Below are 19,385 nucleotides of genomic sequence, written 5' to 3' on the forward strand. Positions count from 1 at the left end.
GGAGGCCCCGGAGCGTGCGCCCCGGGGCCTCAGCGGTTAGGGTCAGTCGAGGAAGCGCTCGACGTCGCCACCGATCTCCTCGAGGACGGTCAGCGTCTCCCAGACGCTGACGTAGCCGTCGGTCAGGCCCCACGCCTCGCACTCGGCGGCGATCGCGTTGTAGATGCCGTCGAGGCCGCCGTCGAAGACGTTGTACTCGCCGAAAACGCGGGCGTCGTCGGCCTCGGTGTAAGCCAGTGGAATCTCAGCGATCTTGAAGCCGTTGGAGGCGAGCAGCTCGCGATCCTCGCCGCTCATGCGGACGGCGGCTTCAATGAGGGCTTCGCGCAGATCTTCGATCTCATCGCCGGGGAGGCTCTTTTCAAACCATTCCTCAGCGGTCTCGCGCTCACCATCGACGATGAGGTAGCGGGCAAAACGGTCGGCGTTGGTGTCGGTGATATAGGAAACGGTGGACATTGTTGATCTCCTTCTTTGAGGTTCGGGGGGCTTGTTCCCTCCCGATGACTTAACTATACATCGCGCGCGACGCATAGTGCAAGCTGGAATGAATGTGATCTACAAAACAATAGCACTCAGATAAGGACGTGCGAGTCCATACGTGCCGCCAAGGCCGCGTCGCGCTCGCGGGTCGCATGCTGGTACCGCAGCGCGACATCGACGTCGCTGTGCCCGCCACGGTGAAGCAGCTCGGCAAGCGTGGCGCCCTGCTGCGCAAAGATCGTGAGGCCCGTATGCCGCAGATCATGGAATTTGAACCAGGGGATGCCCGCGTCCTGGCGTGCACGCTCCCAGGCCCCGCGCAGGCTATTAGGGTGCAGCGGCAGGCGCGGCGATCGCTCGGAGGCTAGAAGCCAGGACGTGCCCGAAGGCTCAACATAGGACTCAAGGTGAGAGCGCAGCGCCGGAATCAGCGACGCGGGGATGACTATCTCGCGGACGCCGGCGGCGCTCTTCGGCGGCAGCTCGACCGGCCCCTCACCCGCTAGATACTGCACCTGTCGCTCAATCCGGAGCGTCGCGGGCGTGGAATCGAGGTCGAGGTCGCGGCGTTGCAAGCCGGTCAGCTCACCGAGCCGCGTCTGGCACCACGCGGCGAGTAGGACGGCGATGCGAAGGCGCGCGGGCATCGCATCGGCGGCGGCGCGGACCTCCTCGGGGGTCGCGACCTGGCGCTCGCGCTCGCGGACGGGCCGATGCTTCTGTCCCTCGGGCACCTTGCACGGGCTCGCTGTGATGAGACCGGCTTTCACCGCGGCGTTCATACAGGTCGACAGCGTCATATAGAGAGGCCGCACGACGCCCGGACCTTTGGCCTGCCAGACACTCTGATACCAGGTATCGACGTCGTCGACGCTGATCGCCCCGAGGGGCTTCGCGCCGAAGGTGGGGACGAGATGCCGCATCCGATAGGTGTGAGTCTGGATCGTCTGAGGGGTCCGGCCTAGTCGCTCGAGCGACGCGAGCCACCGCTCCGACCACGCCGCGAAGGTCATCGCCGCACGCTCAGCGGCGAGTTCCTGCGCGCGCTCGCGCTCGCGACTCTCCTTTGGGCTGGTCCAGGTGCCCTCGCTGATCTCGGCCTCGACGTGCGCGAGGAAAGCGCTCGCGTCTGCCTTGCGGACGAACGACCGCCCGGCGGTGTACTTGCCGCCGTCCGGCCCTGTGTATCGGACCTCGAAGCGCCCGCTTCGAGCCTTCCTGATCGAGCCGAAGGCTCTGCGTCCGCTCATGTCTGTCTCCTCGTCGGGGAAGTGGCGCAGAATCTTTTTCCACACGCTGCGCCACGCCTGCGCCACTGCCAATGATATATCCTGCTGCATCCTGATATATAGATGAGCGCATGGGTAGACGGCGAAAATCGCATGAGGGCAACGAAAACCCCGGAATCTCAATGAGACTCCGGGGTGTTTGTGGAGATGGGGGGAATCGAACCCCCGTCCAGCAGCCGGCCCCGAATTCTTCTCCGAGCGCAGTCTACGGTTTTATTTCTCAGCCCCCAGCATTGCGTAGACACACCGCTGGATAGGCTCAGTTGATGAAGTGTCGGAGGCGCCCCACCAACATGGGCGACTCCCAGTGGCTCCCTAGACGACGCCAGACACCGGGCCGGAAGCAACTCCCGGGCTGACGGACTAAAGGTTCAAGCTGCGATATCAGGCAGCGAGAACGTAGTCGGTGCGATTCTGTTCGGCACCTATTGGTTTGCACGCATCGTTAACGAGATGAGCGTACATTCTCGGCTCGCTTCACTTCGATCGACGACCACTGTCGAAACCGATCATCCCCTCTTGAGTTTTCAACTCCCCGACGCCCAGCGTTACCGCAGACCGTCGGACACATCAGTCTACGCCCGCATCCCCCGCCCGTCAAGGGAAAACCAAAGCCTCAGAGCAGCTTCGTCGACTCCAGCTTTTCCACCATGCGCCGATTGTTGCGCACCAGCAGCGGGCGCAGGGCCAGCCCCAGGAACGCAGTGAACAGGATGAAGGAAGCCAGGAACCACATGGCGTCCCCGTACTCGTGGCCCGCGTATCCGGCGATCGACGCGCGCAGCGCCGTAATCGCGTGCGTGGCCGGCAGGAACGGGGAAACGGACGAGAAGAAGGAGGGCAGGATCGCCAGCGGGAACGTTCCCCCGGCGCCCGAAATCTGCAGGACCAGGAGCAGCACGCCCAGGGCCTTACCCGCATTTCCAAACGTCGCGATCAGCGTGTACATGAGGAAGGAGAACACGACGGCGGTCAGCCACAGCGTGCCCATGAACTGCAGCGGGTGAGCGTGCTGCACCTTCAGGAAGTACAGGTCTCCCAGCCCCAGGAGCGTCGCCTGCGTGAGAGCGATCGTCCCGAAGATCAGGTAACGCCCCAGGTACCCGGCGGCCAGGCCGACGGGCTTCGCGGTGAGGGTCGCGCGCAGCGGGTCACCTTCCGGCAGACCGTCGGCGACGGTGGCGTCCGTGACGTCCGAGCGCAGCGACACGACCATCAGGATCGAGCCCACCCACAGCGCCAGGATCGTGTACAAGGGCGCCAGCTGGGAGCCGAAGTTCGCGACCGGGTAGACGGGAGTCTTCTCCACGCCGACAGGGGCTGCGATGGCCGCCGCCAGGGCCTCGGGATTATTCCCGATGATGGTCCCGAGCGTCGTCAGGTCGCCACTGGCAAGCGCCTCGCTGATCGAAGCGTGCAGGGAGTCGAGCTTTCCGGCCGCCTCGCGCAGGCTCGTGGCCGCGCCAGCCAGGTTATCGCGCAGCTGGGTGAGCCCCTCGCGCGCGCTCCCGCTGCCGTTCGAGGCCGTGGAGGTCGCGCCCTGCAAGGACGTCCGGGCGGCGCTCAGCGAGGATTGGGCCGAGGCCAGGGTAGAGGCCAGCGATTCAAGCTGGGGTCGCAGGTTGGTCTCGTAGTCGGAGGACAGACCGTCGACCGCGGAGCGCGCCTGGGCGATGAGGCCGTTCACCGTGTCATGCCCGGCCTGCGCGTTCGCGACCTTGGAGTCCAGCTCGGAGGCGGAGGAACGCAGCCCGTTCGCAACCGCGGTCAGACGGTCGGAAGCGGCTTGCAGGCGGTCCAGCGAGGACTGGGAGACGGGCGAGCCGGGCAGCGCCTCGAGCGTCGACTTGATCGACGCGAAGCTGGCGGCCTGCGTGTCCAGCACGGAGGCCTGCGAGCGCAGCGTCGAGGCCGCGTCCGATGCGCTCGTCGAGCCGTTCGCGTACACGTTCTCGACGGCGCTCGACAGGGAGGACAGAGAGGACTGCGAGGAGGAGATCGCGTCGGATACCGCGGAGACCGCCGCCGACGCAGCGGATCTGAGTCCGCTCGCTCCGGCCTGAGCGCTCGAGACCGCGGACTGCGCGGAACCCTTCGCGCTGCCCAGCCCGTTCACGAGCGTGGTCGTCGAGTCGATGAGCGTCACCGAGGAGCCCACGAGGGACGCGTAGGCATCCGCACTATCGGCCGCGGTACGCAGGCGCGAGGCGACCGTCTGCACGCGATTATCGAGGGCCGTCACCGTGTTGACTGCGGTCGGCGACGACAGCGCGTCCCCCACCGACGTCGCCGTATCGAGGGCAACCTCGGAGAGCGTCTGCACGAAGATCTGGTTCACCTGGGCGCTCACGGCCTCGGCACCCTGCCCGGCGATCTTCGGCGAGATGCCGTTCTTCTTCTCGTTGACGTAGTAGGTCATCGGCGCGGAGGAGGCTCCCCCGTCAAAGAAGGTGAGCATCTCCTGGGAGAAGTCCGACGGGATGACGATGGCCGCGTAGTACTCACCCGAGCGCGTCCCCTCGACTGCCTCATCCTCGGAGGCGATGACCCAGTCGAAGTTGTCGTTCTTACGCAGCGCGGACACCACTGAGTCACCAATGTTGACGTGCAGTGGCACCAGGTCCGACTTATAGCCCGCGTCCGTGTTCGCAATCGCGATGCGCAGGCTCTTCGTGTTCCCGAACGGGTCCCACGACGCCGCCACGTTGAACCACGTGAACAGCGACGGGATGACGACCAGGCCGAAGACGACGACGCTCGCGATCAGGGAACGATGCGCGCGGCGCAGGTCGGCGCGGTAGATAGCCCAGATGGTCCTCACTGTTGCTCTCCCTTCGCCGCCTCCGACGCTTCGCCCGCGCCGTCCTCCTCGACGAGGCCGGGGTCGGCCTCGTCCGCATCCTCTCCCCCGCGCTCACCCAGGGTTGAGGCAAGCGCCGACGAGATCGACGCGCCCACGGCGGCCGCGCCAAGCGCGAGACGCGATCGCGCGCCCTGCACGCGGCGGGTGAGCAGGGAACGCACGTCCTGCTCGTCCATGGCACCGAGGAGCTGCTGACGCGCCAAGGCCTCGCGCAGGTACTCCAGTCCAATCAGGAAAGTGATGACGAGGAGGACCCAGACAATCCAGGCGCCCAGAATGATCGGCACCTCCGCGACGTTCGCGACGGACAGCACCGCCAGAGCCACCGGCACGATAACCCCGAGAATGATCGCGGCGCGGCGAATCGTCGGGTAGCGACGCTCGAAGCGCGCGGCACGGCCGCTCACCGAGCGCTGGAAGCCATCGTGATCGGCCAGGGCCGCCACGATCTGCGTCAGGCGATAGCGGTTCGAAGGAACGCGCGTGGCCTCGGCCAGGAAGAGCCCGGAGGACGCCAGGTCGCGCGTGATCATCGCGTTCAGGTTCACCAAGAACGGACGCAGCGCGAGGCCAATCGCGAAGGCAACCAGCGCCTCGGCGCCCAGAACAGCCAGGCACGACAGGTAAGTGTGCCCATAGAAGCCGGCCACGATCTCACGCAGCGCGTTAATGCCGTAGGTGAAGGGGAACAGCGGGTGCAGGAAGCGGAAGAAGGACGGGAGCATCTCGATCGGATACAGGCCGGCAGACCCGGGAATCTGCATGACCATGATGATGACGCACAGGCCCTTGCCGATGTGCTGGAAGCAGGTCGAGAGCATGTAGACGATCGACACAAACACCAGCGAGATGATCATCGCCGTCCCCACGAACGCGGGACGCGACACCGTCTGCACGCCGATGATGAGGTCGCCGATCGACACGACGAGCCCCTGAATGGCCCCGAAGAAGGCGAGTAGCATCCACCGGCCCATGTACTTGGCTGCCGAGGACATCGGGCCGATGCCCTCCTCATCCACATCGAGCTTCAGGAGGAGGACGAGCGAGAACGCGCCGATCCACAGAGCCAGGTTCGTGAACAGCGGGGCCATCGCCGAACCGTACGCGGCCACGGGGTACACGGCCTTCGTTTCGATCTGCGTCGGCGAGGCCATGAAGGAGGCGATCGACTCGGCGTTGACTCCCAGGGAATCCGCGAGGTCGCGCAGCGTGTTCGAGGAGGACAGCGAGGAGATGTCCGTGGCCACCGAGTTCAGGTCGGTCGTGATAGCTGCGACGTTCGTGGCGCTCGTCTGGGTCGCCGTCTTTGCCCCGTCCAGGAGGGAGTCGAGCTGGTCGAGCAGCCCCGACACCTGGTCGCGCTGGCTGCGCAGTGTATCGAGGGAGCCGCGCATCGAGGAGGACGCGCTCGAGAAATCATCGAGGGCCGAGGAAATGGCGGGCAGCTGGGCAGACACGCCGCTGCGGGCGTTCGTCACCGAGGCCGACACCGCAGCGGAGGCATCGGATGCAGACGCGAGCGCGGTCGTGATCGACGTGGACGTGGCGGACAGGTCCGAGTTGAGGGTCGTCAGGCTACTCAGGGCCGTGGACAGCGCGGCGTTCTGGTTCGTCAGGTCGGTCAGAGCCGTCCCTGCCGCAGGAAGGTTCCCGATCCCCAGGGCGTTCAGATCCGCGAGCACCTCGCCCACCGACTCGTTGATCGACGTGCCTTCAGTGAGCAGGCCACCGACGCGCCCGGACGCGCCCTGCACCGCACCGTCAAGGGTGCCTGCGTCGGCCGAGACACCCGCCAGGGCGCTCGCCGCATTCGAGGACAGGCCGTCGAGGGCACCACCCATCTGGCCGGAGAATGAGGCCAGCGACGTGCGCGAGTCGCTCACGAGCTGGTCCGCTTGGTCCAGCGACGCCGACAGATCCGAAGCCGCGCTATCCAGCTCACCCAGGGTGCCGCGCGCCGAGGCCACCGAGGCCTTCGCCGCGTCGATCTTCTCCCCCATGCCGTCCAGGGTCTGCGAGGCGCTGCCGAGCTTGGCCGAGGCCTCGGACACCGACGCGGACACGTCCGAACGCTTCTGGTCAGCGTTGTTCGCGATGCTCACCCCGGCCTCGGATGCTTTTTCCGACAAAACCTTGGCCACCGTCGAGATGAACGCGGAATTGATCTGGCGATCGAGAGTCGTCGCGCCCGCCCCCGTGATCTTGGGGGCGACCGCGTTGTTCTTCTCGTTGACGTAATACTGGATGTTCGGCTTGACGTACGTGCCGTCAACGATGCCCGTCAGGTCGCGTGAGAAAGACGCCGGGATGATGAAGGCCGCGTAGGAATCGCCGCGCTCGACCTCCGCGCGGGCCTCGTCCGCGCTCACGAAGTGCCAGCCCAGCTGATCGTTCTGCTTCAGCTGAGTTTCCAGCATCGCACCCACGTTCACGGTGCCGATCCGGTCCTTGGTCGCGCCCTCGTCCTCGTTCGCGACGGCGACGCGGATGTGGGAGGTCTGCGAGTACGGGTCCCAGAATCCGACGATGTTGAACCACGCGTAGAGCGCGGGCACGAACGCCATACCGATGATGACAATCCACGCGGCCGGTACACGTACCAGCCTCAGCAGATCACGACGAAAAATCCTGACGGGACCTCGCACGGAATCGCCTTCTTTCCCCTATCGGCGGGCCTGCTTCACGTAGCGGCGCATCGCGCGCTCGGCCTCGCGCTGGTCCTGCTTTTCGCGCAGCGCCTGACGCTTATCCCATTCCTGCTTGCCCTTGGCCAGGGCGATTTCGACCTTGACGCGGCCGCCGATGAAGTAGAGCTCCAGGGGCACGATCGTGTAGCCCTTCGCGGCCACCCGGTCCTGCATACGGTCGATCTCCGCGCGGTGCAGCAGCAGCTTGCGCTTGCGCGTGGGCGCGTGGTTCGTCCACGAGCCCTGCGAGTACAGGGGAATATTGGCGCCGTAGAGCCACGCCTCTCCCCCGTTGATCTCGACCCACGAATCCACGAGGGAGGCGCGCCCCATGCGCAGCGCCTTCACCTCGGTGCCCATGAGAGCCAGGCCGGCCTCCCACGTGTCCTCAATCGTGTAGTCGTGGCGCGCCTTCTTGTTGCGGGCAATCGTCTTCTTCGCGTCGGAGGCAGCCTTAGCGCGCTGCCCCTCCGTGGGCTTGGGCTTCTTCCAATCCTTGGGCATGCTGCCTCCTTTCAGACTCGTTTTCCGCGCAACGTGCGGAAAGACCCCCGTAGCAAAACGCTACGAGGGTCCATCCTAACGCGGATTACAAATAATCCATCGGTTCAACGTAGCTTCCGTTCTGAATGACACCAAAATGCAGGTGGCATCCGGTCGCGTAGCCGGTCGAGCCAACCTCACCCAGCGCGTCGCCCGCGTTCACGTACTGGCCCGGGGACACGTACTGGGCCTGCATGTGCAGGTACTCGGTGATGACGGAGTTACCGCCGACGAGGCCGTGGTTAATGTCCACGTAGTTGCCCGCCGAGTAGTCCGAGGACACCGCGTTGACGTAGCCCGAAGCCACAGCGCGAATGATCGTGCCACAGTCGGCGGCCATGTCGGTGCCCGAGTGGCCCTTCATGACGCCCAGGACCGGGTGGTAGCGCATGCCAAAGGGGCTGGTCACGACGATCGGAATATCGAGCGGGCTACGGAAACCCGACGCCGACACGTAGGAGGCCCCCGATGCAATGTTTGCGGCGTCGATCGCCGCGAGCTCCGCGCTGCGCGCCTGATAGTCCGCTTCGGCCTGGTCGAGCGAGGCCTGAACCTGACCCTTCTGGGCATCCCACTCGGCCTGCTTGGCCTGCGCCTGCGTCTTCAGGTTATTGAGCTCCGTGAGCTTGGAGTCAGCCTCGCTCTTCGCAGCCTTCGCCTCGGCCTCGGCCTGCGCGGCCTTCTCCTCCAGGTCGGAAATACGGTCCGTGATCGCGTTCTGGCGAGTGGCCTGCGTGCGCTGGGACGAGGAGACATCCAGCGCGGCGGTCATCGTCTGGCTCTCCGTGCGCAGCGCCATGTCGGCGGCCGCCGCACGGTCGGTAATCGACTCCGTACCACCCGCGGTCAGGGCCACGGCGACAGGATCAACGTTGCCTTCGCGGTACTTGCGGCGCACCAGATCGGCGATCGCGCGCTGCGCGTCGTCGGCCTGCGTGGTGGCCGCAGTCAGCGACTGGTCAATGCGGTTCTGCTCGCCCTGGGCGGCATTCAGCTCGCCGAGGATCGTCGCGTGCTCACGCGACTTCGCGTCGTACGTCGCGGTCGCGGACTCGTAGGCGGCCTGCGCCACCGGAATCTGCCCGTTGAGAGCCTGCAGGTCGATGAAGACCTGAGCGAGCGACGCGTCGATGCCCTCCAGCTGCGACTGCAAAGCATTGACCGTCGCCTCAGCCTCTGCGGCTGCGTTCGCTGCGGCGTCGCGCTCGTCGTCGGCGCGAGCAGGCATCGCCTGACTCATCGCCGCGAAGGACGCCACTGCCAGAGCGAGCGCGCCGACGCGCAGCGCGCGACGGCCACGATGATGCAGGAAACGGGACATGAGACTTACGCCTTCGTGTACTTCGCGAGCGAGAACGCCGACGCGATAACCGCCAGCGCGACCGCTGCCAGGACGAGGATCGGCGTCATGATCGCCACCTCGCCCATACCGATAAAGTTCGTCCACCTAAAGGAGGGGGCCATCCAACCCTGGACGATGAAGTGAACGCCCGCAAACAGCGAGCCGATCGCGAACACGGCGCCCACCAGCGCAGCCAGTGCGCCCTCAATCATGAAGGGGGCCTGAATGAACAGGTTCGAGGCACCCACGTATCGCATAATCTGCGTTTCCTGCTCGCGGCTCATCGCGCTCAGGCGGATCGTCGTCGAAATCAGCAGGATCGCCGCGACGACCATGATCGCGCCGAGGCCCAGGGCAGCTGTACGAGCAGCCCCCAGCACGCGGAACAGGGGCTCGACAACCTCACGCTGATCGCGAACCTCGGACACGCCGGGAGTCCCGGAGAACTCCTCCTTGACCACCGAGTACTGCTCGGGGTTGACCAGCTTGATGCGGAACGCGAACTGGAGCATGTCCGGCGTGGTCCACTGGGTCAGCGCATCGTTACCGTTGAGGCGCTTGAAGTTCTCGTAGGCCTCTTCCTTCGTCTCCTCGTACACGTTCGCCACGTACGGGCTCATCTCAGCAGAGGCCAGCTTTTGACGCACGGCGTCGATCTGCGCGTCGCTCGCCTCGGTCGCGTTGCAATTCGCGGCCGCGTCGTTGATGGCGCACATGTAGATGGTGACCTCGATCTTGTCGTACCACTCCGACTTCATCTTGGACACCTGCATCTGGGTCAGGCCCGCGATGCCCACGAAGAGGAGGGACACGAAGGTCACGAGGATGACGGCAACGCTCATCGCGCGGTTACGCGACAGGCCCTTGCCGACCTCGGACAGAATAAAACGAAGTTTCACTGGTGTTACCTCCCGGCCCCGTAGACGCCGCGGTTCTGATCACGGATGACGTCGCCGGCCTCAAGCTCGATGACTCGCTTACGCATCTGGTTGACGATGTCGGCGTCGTGGGTGGCCATGACGACGGTCGTGCCCGTGCGGTTGATTCGATCCAGGAGGCGCATGATGCCCAGCGACGTCTCCGGATCCAGGTTGCCGGTGGGCTCATCCGCCAGCAGCAGCTCGGGACGATTCACCATGGCGCGCGCGATAGCGACGCGCTGCTCCTCACCGCCGGAGAGCTCGTGCGGCAGACGCGATTCCTTGCCGGACAGGCCCACCAGCTCGAGAGCGTCCGGGACGGCCGTCTCGATCGCGTGACGCGGCTTACCGATGACCTGCATGGCCAGCGCAACGTTCTCGTACACGGTCTTGGAGGGCAGCAGTCGGAAGTCCTGGAAAACCGTGCCGATCTGGCGGCGCAGCTTCGGGACCGCCCAGGTGGACAGCTTGGACACGTCCTTGCCGAGCACCCACACCTTGCCGCTGGTCGCCTTCATCTCGCGCATGACGAGCTGCAGGAACGTGGACTTGCCGGAACCCGACTTGCCGACGAGGAACACGAACTCTTCGCGTTCCACCTCCAGCGAGACGTGGTCCAGCGCGGGCTGGGCACCTGGCGTGTACACCATGGTGACATCTTCAAAACGAATCATGGGACCGTCCGATCGGGGTCAATAGTCCCTGTCAGATTAGGTAACGAACAGGTCACAACCCGGCTGCGACACGCGGAAAACCGCCGGTGTGTCACTCAGCCCTCCACCCCGGGCGCCTTGGACACGCGCGCGGCCCCGGCCTCGTGCATAGATTGACGAGGCCGGGGCCGGGTGATGCGTTGACGCGCGACTCAGTCCTGGGCGGCGTTCTGCTCGTTCTTGCGCCAGCGGATACCGGCGTTGATGAAGCCGTCGATGTCGCCGTCGAAGACGGACTGGGGATTGCCGGACTCGTACTCGGTGCGCAGGTCCTTGACCATCTGATACGGCTGGAGGACGTAGGAGCGCATCTGGTCGCCCCACGACGCCTTGACGTCGCCGGCGAGTTCCTTTTTCTTCGCCTGCTCTTCCTCGTGGCGCAGCACGAGGAGGCGGGACTGCAGGACGCGCAGCGCAGCCGCACGGTTCTGGATCTGGGACTTCTCATCCTGCATAGACACGACGATGCCCGTGGGGATGTGGGTCATACGCACGGCCGAGTCGGTCGTATTCACGGACTGGCCGCCGGGGCCCGAGGAACGGAAGACGTCGACCTTCAGCTCGGACTCGGGGATCTCGATGTGGTCCGTCGTCTCAATCAGGGGAATAACCTCGACGGCCGCGAAGGACGTCTGGCGGCGACCCTGGTTATCGAAGGGGCTGATGCGCACGAGGCGGTGGGTGCCAGCCTCGACGCTCAGCGTGCCGTAGGCGTAGGGGGCCTGGACCTCGAAGGTCGCTGACTTCAGGCCAGCTTCTTCGGCGTAGGACGTATCCATGACCTTCGTCGGGTAGCCGTGACGCTCCGCCCAACGCAGGTACATGCGCAGGAGGATCTCGGCGAAGTCGGCGGCATCCACGCCGCCCGCACCGCTTCGGATCGTAATGACAGCGTTGCGCTCGTCATACTCGCCGTCCAGCAGCGTGCGGATCTCCAGGTCACTCAAGTCCTTACGGAGCTTCTCCAGATCAGCCTCGGCCTCGGCCAGGATGTCGGCGCTCTCGTCCGGGTCCTCGGCGGCCATGTCCACCATGGCCTCCAGGTCGTCGATGCGCTCGCTCATCTGCGTGACGCGATCGAGCTCGCTCTGGCGGTGGCTGAGCGCGCTCGTGACAGCCTGGGCGGCGCTCGGGTCGTCCCACAGGTCGGGCGCGGCCGCCTTCTCATTCAGCTCGGCGATCTGCGCGCGCAGCTTGTCCGGCTGCACGACCGCGAGGATGTTCTCCATGGTGGTGCGCAGGGACGGGATCTCTTCAGAAAATTCAATGGCCACCCATCCAGGGTAGCGGATCGGGCCGCCAACGAGGAATGCTACGGCGCTGTGGTGGCAGGGCTTACTCCCCCGCCAGCGGCAGAGACGACGGTGCCCCGACGCCAGTAAGACGCCGGGGCACCAACAAGAAGCGGATCAGATGAGACCCATCGCGACCATCGCGTCGGCCACCTTGCGGAAGCCCGCCAGGTTCGCGCCGGCCACGTAGTCGCCAGCCACACCGTATTCCTCGGCGGTGGCGACGGTGTTCGCGTGGATGTCGACCATGATCTGGTGGAGCTTGGCGTCGGTCTCCTCGAAAGGCCACTGGGTGCGGCCCGAGTTCTGCTGCATCTCGAGGCCGGAGGTGGCCACGCCACCCGCGTTGGAAGCCTTGCCGGGGGCGTAGGCGACGCCCGCCGCCTGCAGGGCCTCGATCGCCTCGGGGGTGGTCGGCATGTTCGCGCCCTCGGCGACCAGCTGGACGCCGTTCTTGATGAGGCTCTGAACGCCGGACAGCGGCAGCTCGTTCTGGGTCGCGCAGGGCAGGGCCACGTCACAGGGGACGTCCCAGATGGAGCCGTCGGCCACGAAGACGGCTCCGGGGCGCTCGGCAGCGTAGTCGGAGACGCGTCCACGACGCACCTCCTTGACGTCCTTGAGCAGCGCGACGTCAATGCCGGCCTCGTCCACGACGTAGCCGGAGGAGTCGGAGACGGCGACGACGGTCGCGCCCAGCTGCTGGGCCTTCTCGGTCGCGTAGATCGCCACGTTGCCCGAGCCGGACACCACGACGCGCTTGCCGTCGAAGCTGGTGCCCTTCGCGGCGAGCATCTCGGCGGCGAAGTAGACGAGGCCGTAACCGGTGGCCTCGGTACGCGCGAACGAACCGCCCCAGGTCAGACCCTTGCCGGTCAGGACGCCCGCGTCGAAGCGGTTCTTAAGGCGCTTGTACTGGCCGAACATGTAGCCGATCTCGCGGCCGCCCACGCCGATGTCGCCAGCGGGCACGTCGGTGTCGGGGCCGATGTGGCGGGAGAGCTCAGTCATGAAGGACTGGCAGAAGCGCATAACCTCGGCATCGGACTTGCCCTTGGGGTCGAAGTCCGCGCCACCCTTGCCGCCACCCATGGGCAGGCCGGTCAGGGCGTTCTTGAAGATCTGCTCGAAACCGAGGAACTTGATGATGGACAGGTTCACGGAGGGGTGGAAGCGCAGGCCGCCCTTGTAGGGGCCGAGCGCAGAGTTGAACTGGACACGGAAGCCGCGGTTCACGTGGATGTTGCCCTTGTCGTCTGCCCACGGGACGCGGAACTGGAGCTGACGCTCGGGCTCCACGATGCGGTCGATGATGGCCAGGTCGGCGTACTCGGGGTGACGCTCGGCGAGGGGCGCGATGGTCAGGAGGACCTCGTAGACGGCCTGGTGGAACTCGGCCTGGGCGGGATCACGGCGCTGAACGGATTCGAAAACGGAGGCCAGCGCGGGGGAAAGACGAGATGTATCAAAGCTGCTCATGGCCTAAAGTTTACGTTTCGTTTACCCGAGCGTCCCTCGCCGTCCCACAATGTGACCGTAGCGGACGCCACTTTAGCGCTGCCCGTGAGCCTCTCGAAGACGCGCACTCGAGGTCCGCATCAGCTCGGGAACCGCCGTCGTACGCAGGACAGGAGGCACCAACGACACGGTCGGCCGTGCACTCACTGTGACCTCCACCTCGGTATCACTGACATTCACCGCGCTCACAGTCACGCCATCACCCACCTTGCACGTGGTGTCCGACAGCGCCGCAAGGCCCTCCTCGACCCGAGAACGCACCCCCGCCTCGTCGACTTCGAGCGCGTCCCCTTCCACGAAGAACGAGCCGCTTGAGGCGTTGCCACCTACAACGCTCGCCAGGGCGTCAGCGCACGACACAAGCCTGCGATCCTGCATCGCGACCTCGGTCAGCGCGAGGGAGACGAAGAGAAACAGACAGACGAACGCACAACCTGCCCCCATCAGCACGCCGACGCGCCCCTCATCACCCATGGGCCACCACCTCCCGGACGGGCACGCGCGCACTCGAGGACACACCCACACCTGCGCTTCCCAGCCACGCGGGCACGAAGGGCAGGGGGACGCGCACGGACACCCGCACGTCGACGACGCCCCCATCGCCCTCGCACCCAACGCAATTTGGGGACACGTCCGCCTGAGCATCGATCCCAAAGTCCTCCACGATGAGCGCAACGGCATGGGACGCGTCGGCTTCGCGAGCGGGGTCCTCAGCGAGAATCCGCGCGGCCTCACGCGCCCCCGCGTCCACCGCCATCGCACCGGCACTCACCTGCCCAACCGCGAGAACAATGTAGAGGACTGGAATGACGAGGACGACCAGGATGCCCAGGAATTCCACGCTGGCGTCCCCGCGCTCGTTCACGGCCCCTCCACGAGAGCACGACCGTGCACGGTGAGCCACCGCGGCCCAAAGCCTCCAACGAGGGGCAGGCGCGTACGAACAGTGACAACGAGCACGTCGACTCCGCCGTCATCCTCGCGCCCGACGTCGATCTCACGATCCTTCGGAGCACCCACGAGAGAATCGAGGAGTTCTCCCGTCCGAGCCCTCGCCTCGTCTTCATCGCCGCCGAGGAGACCGCCGCGGCGCGCACCCTCGGACGCAGCGCTCACACTCATCGTGCGCACGTGCGAGGCGAAGGCAATCTGGGCGAGCAGGAGAATCACGAGGACGACGAGGCCCTGGACGAGGACTGTCGACACGACCTCGGAGCCTCGCTCGGGATGCGCGTCAGATTCCTGAAATCGAATCCATCGCACGATTAAATATCTCCACGAGGCGCTCCGAGGCGACTCCCCAAATAAGGACGACGAGGGCGGCCGTCATCAGCGTGATAAGCACCCATCCGGGCACGTCACCGCGCTCCCCGAGGGGAGTTTTCCTCAGGAATAGTTTCTTCATGACTGTTTTCCTTCCTTCACGGTGTGAAATCCAGGGCGATGAGTCCCGGGTAGAGGGCGAACATGACGGTGACGGGCAAGATGAGAAAGACGACGGGCAACAGCATGGCAATCTCACGCCTGCCTCCCTCCTCCATCAGGGCGGCGAGGGATCGTTCTCGCTGATCGCGCGCCTGGTCATGCAGGACCGAGGCCAGGGGCGAGCCACGCTCGATCGCGGTCGTGAGTGTTCGACTCAGGCGCGTGAGAGCGGGCGATTCGGTGCGCTCAACGAGGTCGGAGAGCGCACGCACGGAGGGCGTACCGTTGCGGATGTGCCCTGCGGTGAGGGACAGTTCCACCCCGAGCGGCCCACCCGCACACCCAGCAACCCGCTCGATGGCAGCAGGAATCGACTCCCCCGCCGCAACCGCGAGCGCCAGCAGCTCCGCACAGTCGGGAACGGCGACGTCGATCGCGCGCTGCCTGGCGTGGGCCCGCAGCGTGAGGAAACGGTCCATACCTGCGACTCCCAGCAGTGTGCCGACGAGAGCACACGCGCACAGGGGCACGAGCGAGGCGCGCAGCGAAGAGGCCGGGCGCACCGTGAGGGCGAGGCAGGCGAGGATGAAACCGGCGATACCCGCCAGTGCTTGGTGTAGCCGGAAGACGGAGACCTCCGGTGTCATTCCCGCCAGGGCGAGACGGCGCGAGACGGAATCCGTGGTCGACCCCAGGGATTCGAGGGCGGCCGCGCTGACACGCCGAGCCCATGCGCTCACGGGGGACGGGGCCTCCTCGCTGACGCGCCCCTGCGCCACTCGGGCTGCGAAGGAGGGACGGCGTGCGAACCAGGCTGCCACACAGAGGGCAATGCCTCCCACCAATAGCGCGCTGACTGCCACGTCGAGGATGCGCACGGTCCAGGGATTCACGATCCACCCCCCAGGTTGCGCGGATCGGAGCTCAGCCGGCTCATTGCCTTCATCGCCAGATAGGCGATGACGCAGATCCCGGCACCCGAACACAGGACGGCGATGCCTCCCGGGGAGTTCCAGACGCTCGCGCTGGCGCCTCCTCCCGACAGGAGCAGGAGGACGACCCACGGCGCGGCGATTCCGAGACGGGCCGCCCCAACCGTCCAGGACTGGCGGGCCTCGAGCTCACCGCGCACGCGCGCATCCTCGCGCAGGAGCGTGGCCAGGTCCTGCAGGAGGCGCGTCAGGTCGGCACCGCCGACGGAACGCGCAATCCGCAGCGCCTCGATAATGCGATCGGCGACGGGATCTGCGACTTCCTCTTTCATTCGATCGAGCGCAGGAGCAAAACGCCCGTGAGCACTGTAGTCGCGGGAGAAGGCCTCGAAGGCAAAGCGGATGGGGACCGGGCCCTCCTCGGCAAGGTCGCACAGCACCTGGGGCAACGAGGTGCCCGCGCGCACGCCGGACACCATCGCATCGATGACCTCTGGCCATGCGGCACGAACGGTCTTGGCGTGGGCACGCACCCGGGAGACGACCCAGGCGTAGGGGAGGAACGACACGCCGAGCGACACAATGAGGGCGACCGGCCATGCGCCGGTCACAGCGAGGACGAGCACCGCGACGACCGCCCCGATCGCACCGCTGAGCAAGACGAGGCGCCCCGCCGTCAGCCCCGGAACGCGTGCGCGCGCAACGTCCTCACGCACGCGCTTCCACGGCCCCCACGGCCTCCACACGGGCGCGGGGAGGAACCACGGGGAGAGGGCCACAACGATCCCGATCCCGAACACGAGCCCACACACGATGGCGATCACAGCGTCCCCCACTCCAGCAGGGACGCCAGGTCGAACCCTGCCGCAGCAAAACGGTCATGCAGGTCCAGTCCGCCGCTGCCGCGTTCACAGCGGATCCCGTCGTACGTAAAGAGCGACGCAGTTTCGATCCGATCACCTTCAACGCGCCCGGGAACCGCGAGAATCTCGGCGACGTGGCGGTGTCCATCGGCTCCTCGTTCAACGTGACACACGAGGTCGATCGACGAGGCCAGGGTCGGTGTGACGAACGCCGTCGTGACGTTTTCGCCCGCGAGGAGAGGCAGAATCGAGAGTTTATCGAGGGCCTCGCGCGCCGAATTGGCATGCACGGTCGCCATGCCCGGCACGCCTGCATTGAGAGCAACCAGCAGATCGAGGGCCTCAGGGCCTCGCACCTCGCCGACGATCAGGCATTCGGGGCGCATACGCAGGGACTCGCGCACGAGATCACGCAGGGTAATCTCCCCCGTCCCCTCCGCGCCCGCCGGACGAGTCTGCATCGCAACGTGGTCCCAGTTAGCCAGACCCAGCTCGAAGACTTCCTCGCAGGAGATAACACGGCGCGAACGCGGAAGCTCCCCCGCCAGGGCGCGCAGCAGCGTCGTCTTGCCCGCCTGAGTTCCTCCCGAAACGAGCACGGACAGCCCGCAACTGACGGCGGCTGAGAGGAAGTCGCGCATCGGCGCAGCGACCATCTCGACCGCAACCAGATCCTCCAGGGTGCGTGCCCGCTGGATATGTTTGCGGATGTTCACGCTCCACGACGCACCCGTCACCGGTGGAATGACGACATGGAGACGCTCCCCGCCCGCGAGCATCGCGTCCACGAAGGGACTCGACAGGTCGAGCCTGCGTCCCGAGTGGTGCAGCATCCTCTCCACGAGGGCCCGCACATCCTCGTCCGTGAGAATCAGGCTGGTCAACTCGGCCACACCGCCACGCGCGACGAACACGCGCGAGGCCGCGTTAATCCATATCTCCTCCACCGACGGATCATCCATCAGCACCTGGAGTGGGCCGAGGCCGCAGATGTCGTCCATGAGGTCCGCTTCGATCTGCGCTCGGGCAGAGGGCAACAGGTCGGGGGCATGCCGATCAATGGCACGCTCGATGAGCGCGCGCACCGCCGCAGGATCGCGAGCCGCGTCAATGCCGCCCGCAGCCAATCCCTCCCGGACACGCGCGGCGAGAGAACGCGTCATGGCTTCCATCGCTGCGCCTCCTTGCTACAGACCAAGCCAATGTGTCGAAAGTAACAGAGTTTTTCAGAAAGGAGCAAACCCACACCCGCCCAATCTCCCCCGACTCCGCGCGGGGAAGCAGGCGCGCGCCCTCACACGCGATACGTTAAGTCAATGACCTCCCCGAAGAGCCCCCTCGAACTGGCAGCCCTGGCCACCGCCGCCGTCCCCGGCATGCGCGTCACCGCCCTGCGCCCGCCCTCCTACAGCGACGAGCTCTCTACCGTGACCGGCATCGAAGATGCCGCCGGCAACCGCTGGATCGTCACCTGCCCCCACGAGGAGGTCTCAGGCCCCGCCCTCGAAGCGACCTCCGGAATCCTCGACCGCCTCGGGCAGGCACACGACCACGACTACATCCCCTTCGACGTGCCCCGACTGGCCGGGCAGGCCAAGCTTGCACATGGCGGAAGCGTCTACGTCCACCGCGATCCGGGCGGCGCCGCCCCCACGGACGAGGACCTCGACACCGACCCGCTCCTGCCCGCCTCTCTCGGACGCGCCCTCGCAGCCCTCCACAACCTCCCCGAGACCGTGTTTTCCGCGATCGGACTACCCACCTACACGGCCATCGAATGCCGCGACCGTAACCTCGCCCTCCTCGACGAGGCCGCCCGCGAGGTCACCATTCCCGCCGCCCTGTGGAGCCGCTGGGAAGCCGCCCTCGAAGACGTCTCCCTCTGGCGATTCCCCGCCGCTCCCGTCCACGGCGACATCCAAGAACACTGCCTGTCCGTCAAACGTGGCTCACTCCTCGCCATCGGCGGTTGGACCAGCGCGCACGTGGGCGACCCCGCCCTCGACATCGCCTGGATCCAGGCCACCGCATCCGACGCATTCCTCGAACGCTTCCGCGAAACCTACGGCCACGAGCGCCGCGCCACCGACCTGCACGTCTTCACACGCGCCCAGCTCATGAGCGAGATCGCCCTCGTCCGCTGGCTCGTCCACGGCCTCCACGCCGAAGACGCTTCCGTCGTCGACGAGGCACGCGCCATGCTCGACGACCTCGCCAAGGACCTCGACGGCGAACCCCTCCTGCCCTCGCACGCATCCGCGATGGGGGCCCGCATCTCCCTGACCCCCGTCGAGTCCCCCTCCGCCTCGCCGATCGAGGCCTCGGAACCCACGCCGAGCGCGCCGGAGGAAGCCGACGAGGACGCCACCGGCGAACCCACCGTCCCCGTCTCGCGCCCTGCCTCCGCACTCCGGCGCAAGCTCGCACAAGGCGAAGTCGACCCCGCAGCCCCCACCGAGCGCCTCAGCCTCGGCCCTGACGGCACGCTGCTGCGCTAACCGCACCGAGCCGCCCG

General features: G+C 66.2%; 18 protein-coding genes and 1 other RNA gene. 1 reads left to right on the forward strand and 18 read right to left on the reverse strand.

Translation table 11 applies throughout. The annotated features are described in order from the left end of the window. Positions 1-42: 42 nt before the first annotated feature. The 18 genes from QP415_RS03610 to QP415_RS03695 all read right to left on the reverse strand — a co-directional run bounded on the left by QP415_RS03610 (position 43) and on the right by QP415_RS03695 (position 18,042). Positions 43-459, reverse strand: a complete 417-nt coding sequence (locus QP415_RS03610; protein ID WP_285098759.1) for a hypothetical protein — start codon at positions 457-459, stop codon at positions 43-45. 116 nt (positions 460-575) lie between these two features. Next, on the reverse strand, positions 576-1,799 hold the full coding sequence (locus QP415_RS03615; RefSeq protein WP_285098840.1) for a site-specific integrase: 1,224 nt from the start codon (positions 1,797-1,799) through the stop codon (positions 576-578). A gap of 112 nt (positions 1,800-1,911) precedes the next feature. Next, positions 1,912-2,289: a transfer-messenger RNA gene (gene ssrA / locus QP415_RS03620) on the reverse strand. 99 nt (positions 2,290-2,388) lie between these two features. After that, positions 2,389-4,593 carry a YhgE/Pip domain-containing protein gene (locus QP415_RS03625; protein WP_285098761.1) on the reverse strand — a complete coding sequence of 735 codons (2,205 nt, stop codon included), beginning with the start codon at positions 4,591-4,593 and terminating at the stop codon, positions 2,389-2,391. Further along, positions 4,590-7,280 carry a YhgE/Pip family protein gene (locus tag QP415_RS03630; RefSeq protein ID WP_285098762.1) on the reverse strand — a complete coding sequence of 897 codons (2,691 nt, stop codon included), beginning with the start codon at positions 7,278-7,280 and terminating at the stop codon, positions 4,590-4,592. The genes QP415_RS03625 and QP415_RS03630 overlap by 4 nt, the downstream gene beginning before the upstream one ends. A gap of 18 nt (positions 7,281-7,298) precedes the next feature. Next, the gene (gene smpB / locus QP415_RS03635; RefSeq protein ID WP_016460114.1) at positions 7,299-7,826 is read right to left on the reverse strand and encodes an SsrA-binding protein SmpB; all 528 of its coding nucleotides are present in this window, start codon (positions 7,824-7,826) and stop codon (positions 7,299-7,301) included. An 85-nt stretch (positions 7,827-7,911) separates the two neighbouring features. After that, positions 7,912-9,186 (reverse strand): M23 family metallopeptidase, encoded by a 1,275-nt coding sequence (locus tag QP415_RS03640; RefSeq protein ID WP_048677250.1) that lies wholly within the window; start codon positions 9,184-9,186, stop codon positions 7,912-7,914. 5 nt (positions 9,187-9,191) lie between these two features. Continuing rightward, positions 9,192-10,106, reverse strand: a complete 915-nt coding sequence (ftsX, locus tag QP415_RS03645) for a permease-like cell division protein FtsX (RefSeq protein ID WP_048677252.1) — start codon at positions 10,104-10,106, stop codon at positions 9,192-9,194. Positions 10,107-10,111: 5 nt separating this feature from the next. Continuing rightward, the gene (gene ftsE, locus QP415_RS03650; RefSeq protein ID WP_048677254.1) at positions 10,112-10,801 is read right to left on the reverse strand and encodes a cell division ATP-binding protein FtsE; all 690 of its coding nucleotides are present in this window, start codon (positions 10,799-10,801) and stop codon (positions 10,112-10,114) included. 191 nt (positions 10,802-10,992) lie between these two features. Beyond that, on the reverse strand, positions 10,993-12,114 hold the full coding sequence (gene prfB / locus QP415_RS03655; RefSeq protein WP_016460118.1) for a peptide chain release factor 2: 1,122 nt from the start codon (positions 12,112-12,114) through the stop codon (positions 10,993-10,995). 135 nt (positions 12,115-12,249) lie between these two features. Beyond that, positions 12,250-13,611, reverse strand: a complete 1,362-nt coding sequence (gene gdhA / locus QP415_RS03660) for an NADP-specific glutamate dehydrogenase (protein WP_016460119.1) — start codon at positions 13,609-13,611, stop codon at positions 12,250-12,252. A 72-nt stretch (positions 13,612-13,683) separates the two neighbouring features. Next, positions 13,684-14,124: a hypothetical protein gene (locus tag QP415_RS03665; protein ID WP_285098768.1), complete on the reverse strand. Its 441-nt coding sequence runs from the start codon at positions 14,122-14,124 to the stop codon at positions 13,684-13,686. Beyond that, complete coding sequence (locus QP415_RS03670) at positions 14,117-14,515, reverse strand: hypothetical protein (RefSeq protein ID WP_016460121.1); 399 nt, start codon at positions 14,513-14,515, stop codon at positions 14,117-14,119. Before QP415_RS03670 ends, QP415_RS03665 begins: the two co-directional genes overlap by 8 nt. Then, the gene (locus QP415_RS03675; protein WP_016460122.1) at positions 14,512-14,856 is read right to left on the reverse strand and encodes a hypothetical protein; all 345 of its coding nucleotides are present in this window, start codon (positions 14,854-14,856) and stop codon (positions 14,512-14,514) included. Before QP415_RS03675 ends, QP415_RS03670 begins: the two co-directional genes overlap by 4 nt. Positions 14,857-14,884: 28 nt before the next feature. Beyond that, complete coding sequence (locus QP415_RS03680) at positions 14,885-15,055, reverse strand: hypothetical protein (protein WP_016460123.1); 171 nt, start codon at positions 15,053-15,055, stop codon at positions 14,885-14,887. Positions 15,056-15,071: 16 nt separating this feature from the next. Next, a complete protein-coding gene (locus QP415_RS03685; protein WP_048677262.1) occupies positions 15,072-15,968 on the reverse strand; it encodes a type II secretion system F family protein in 897 nt (298 codons plus the stop codon). Beyond that, positions 15,965-16,831: a type II secretion system F family protein gene (locus QP415_RS03690; RefSeq protein ID WP_048677263.1), complete on the reverse strand. Its 867-nt coding sequence runs from the start codon at positions 16,829-16,831 to the stop codon at positions 15,965-15,967. Before QP415_RS03690 ends, QP415_RS03685 begins: the two co-directional genes overlap by 4 nt. After that, the gene (locus QP415_RS03695) at positions 16,828-18,042 is read right to left on the reverse strand and encodes a CpaF family protein (protein WP_048677264.1); all 1,215 of its coding nucleotides are present in this window, start codon (positions 18,040-18,042) and stop codon (positions 16,828-16,830) included. The genes QP415_RS03690 and QP415_RS03695 overlap by 4 nt, the downstream gene beginning before the upstream one ends. A gap of 144 nt (positions 18,043-18,186) precedes the next feature. On the opposite strand from QP415_RS03695, the gene QP415_RS03700 reads away from it, so the two are divergent. After that, complete coding sequence (locus tag QP415_RS03700) at positions 18,187-19,368, forward strand: phosphotransferase (protein ID WP_285098773.1); 1,182 nt, start codon at positions 18,187-18,189, stop codon at positions 19,366-19,368. The last annotated feature ends 17 nt before the right edge of the window (positions 19,369-19,385 follow it).

Origin of the sequence: Pauljensenia sp. UMB3104 (assembly GCF_030217285.1) — a bacterium.
GTDB lineage: Bacteria > Actinomycetota > Actinomycetes > Actinomycetales > Actinomycetaceae > Pauljensenia.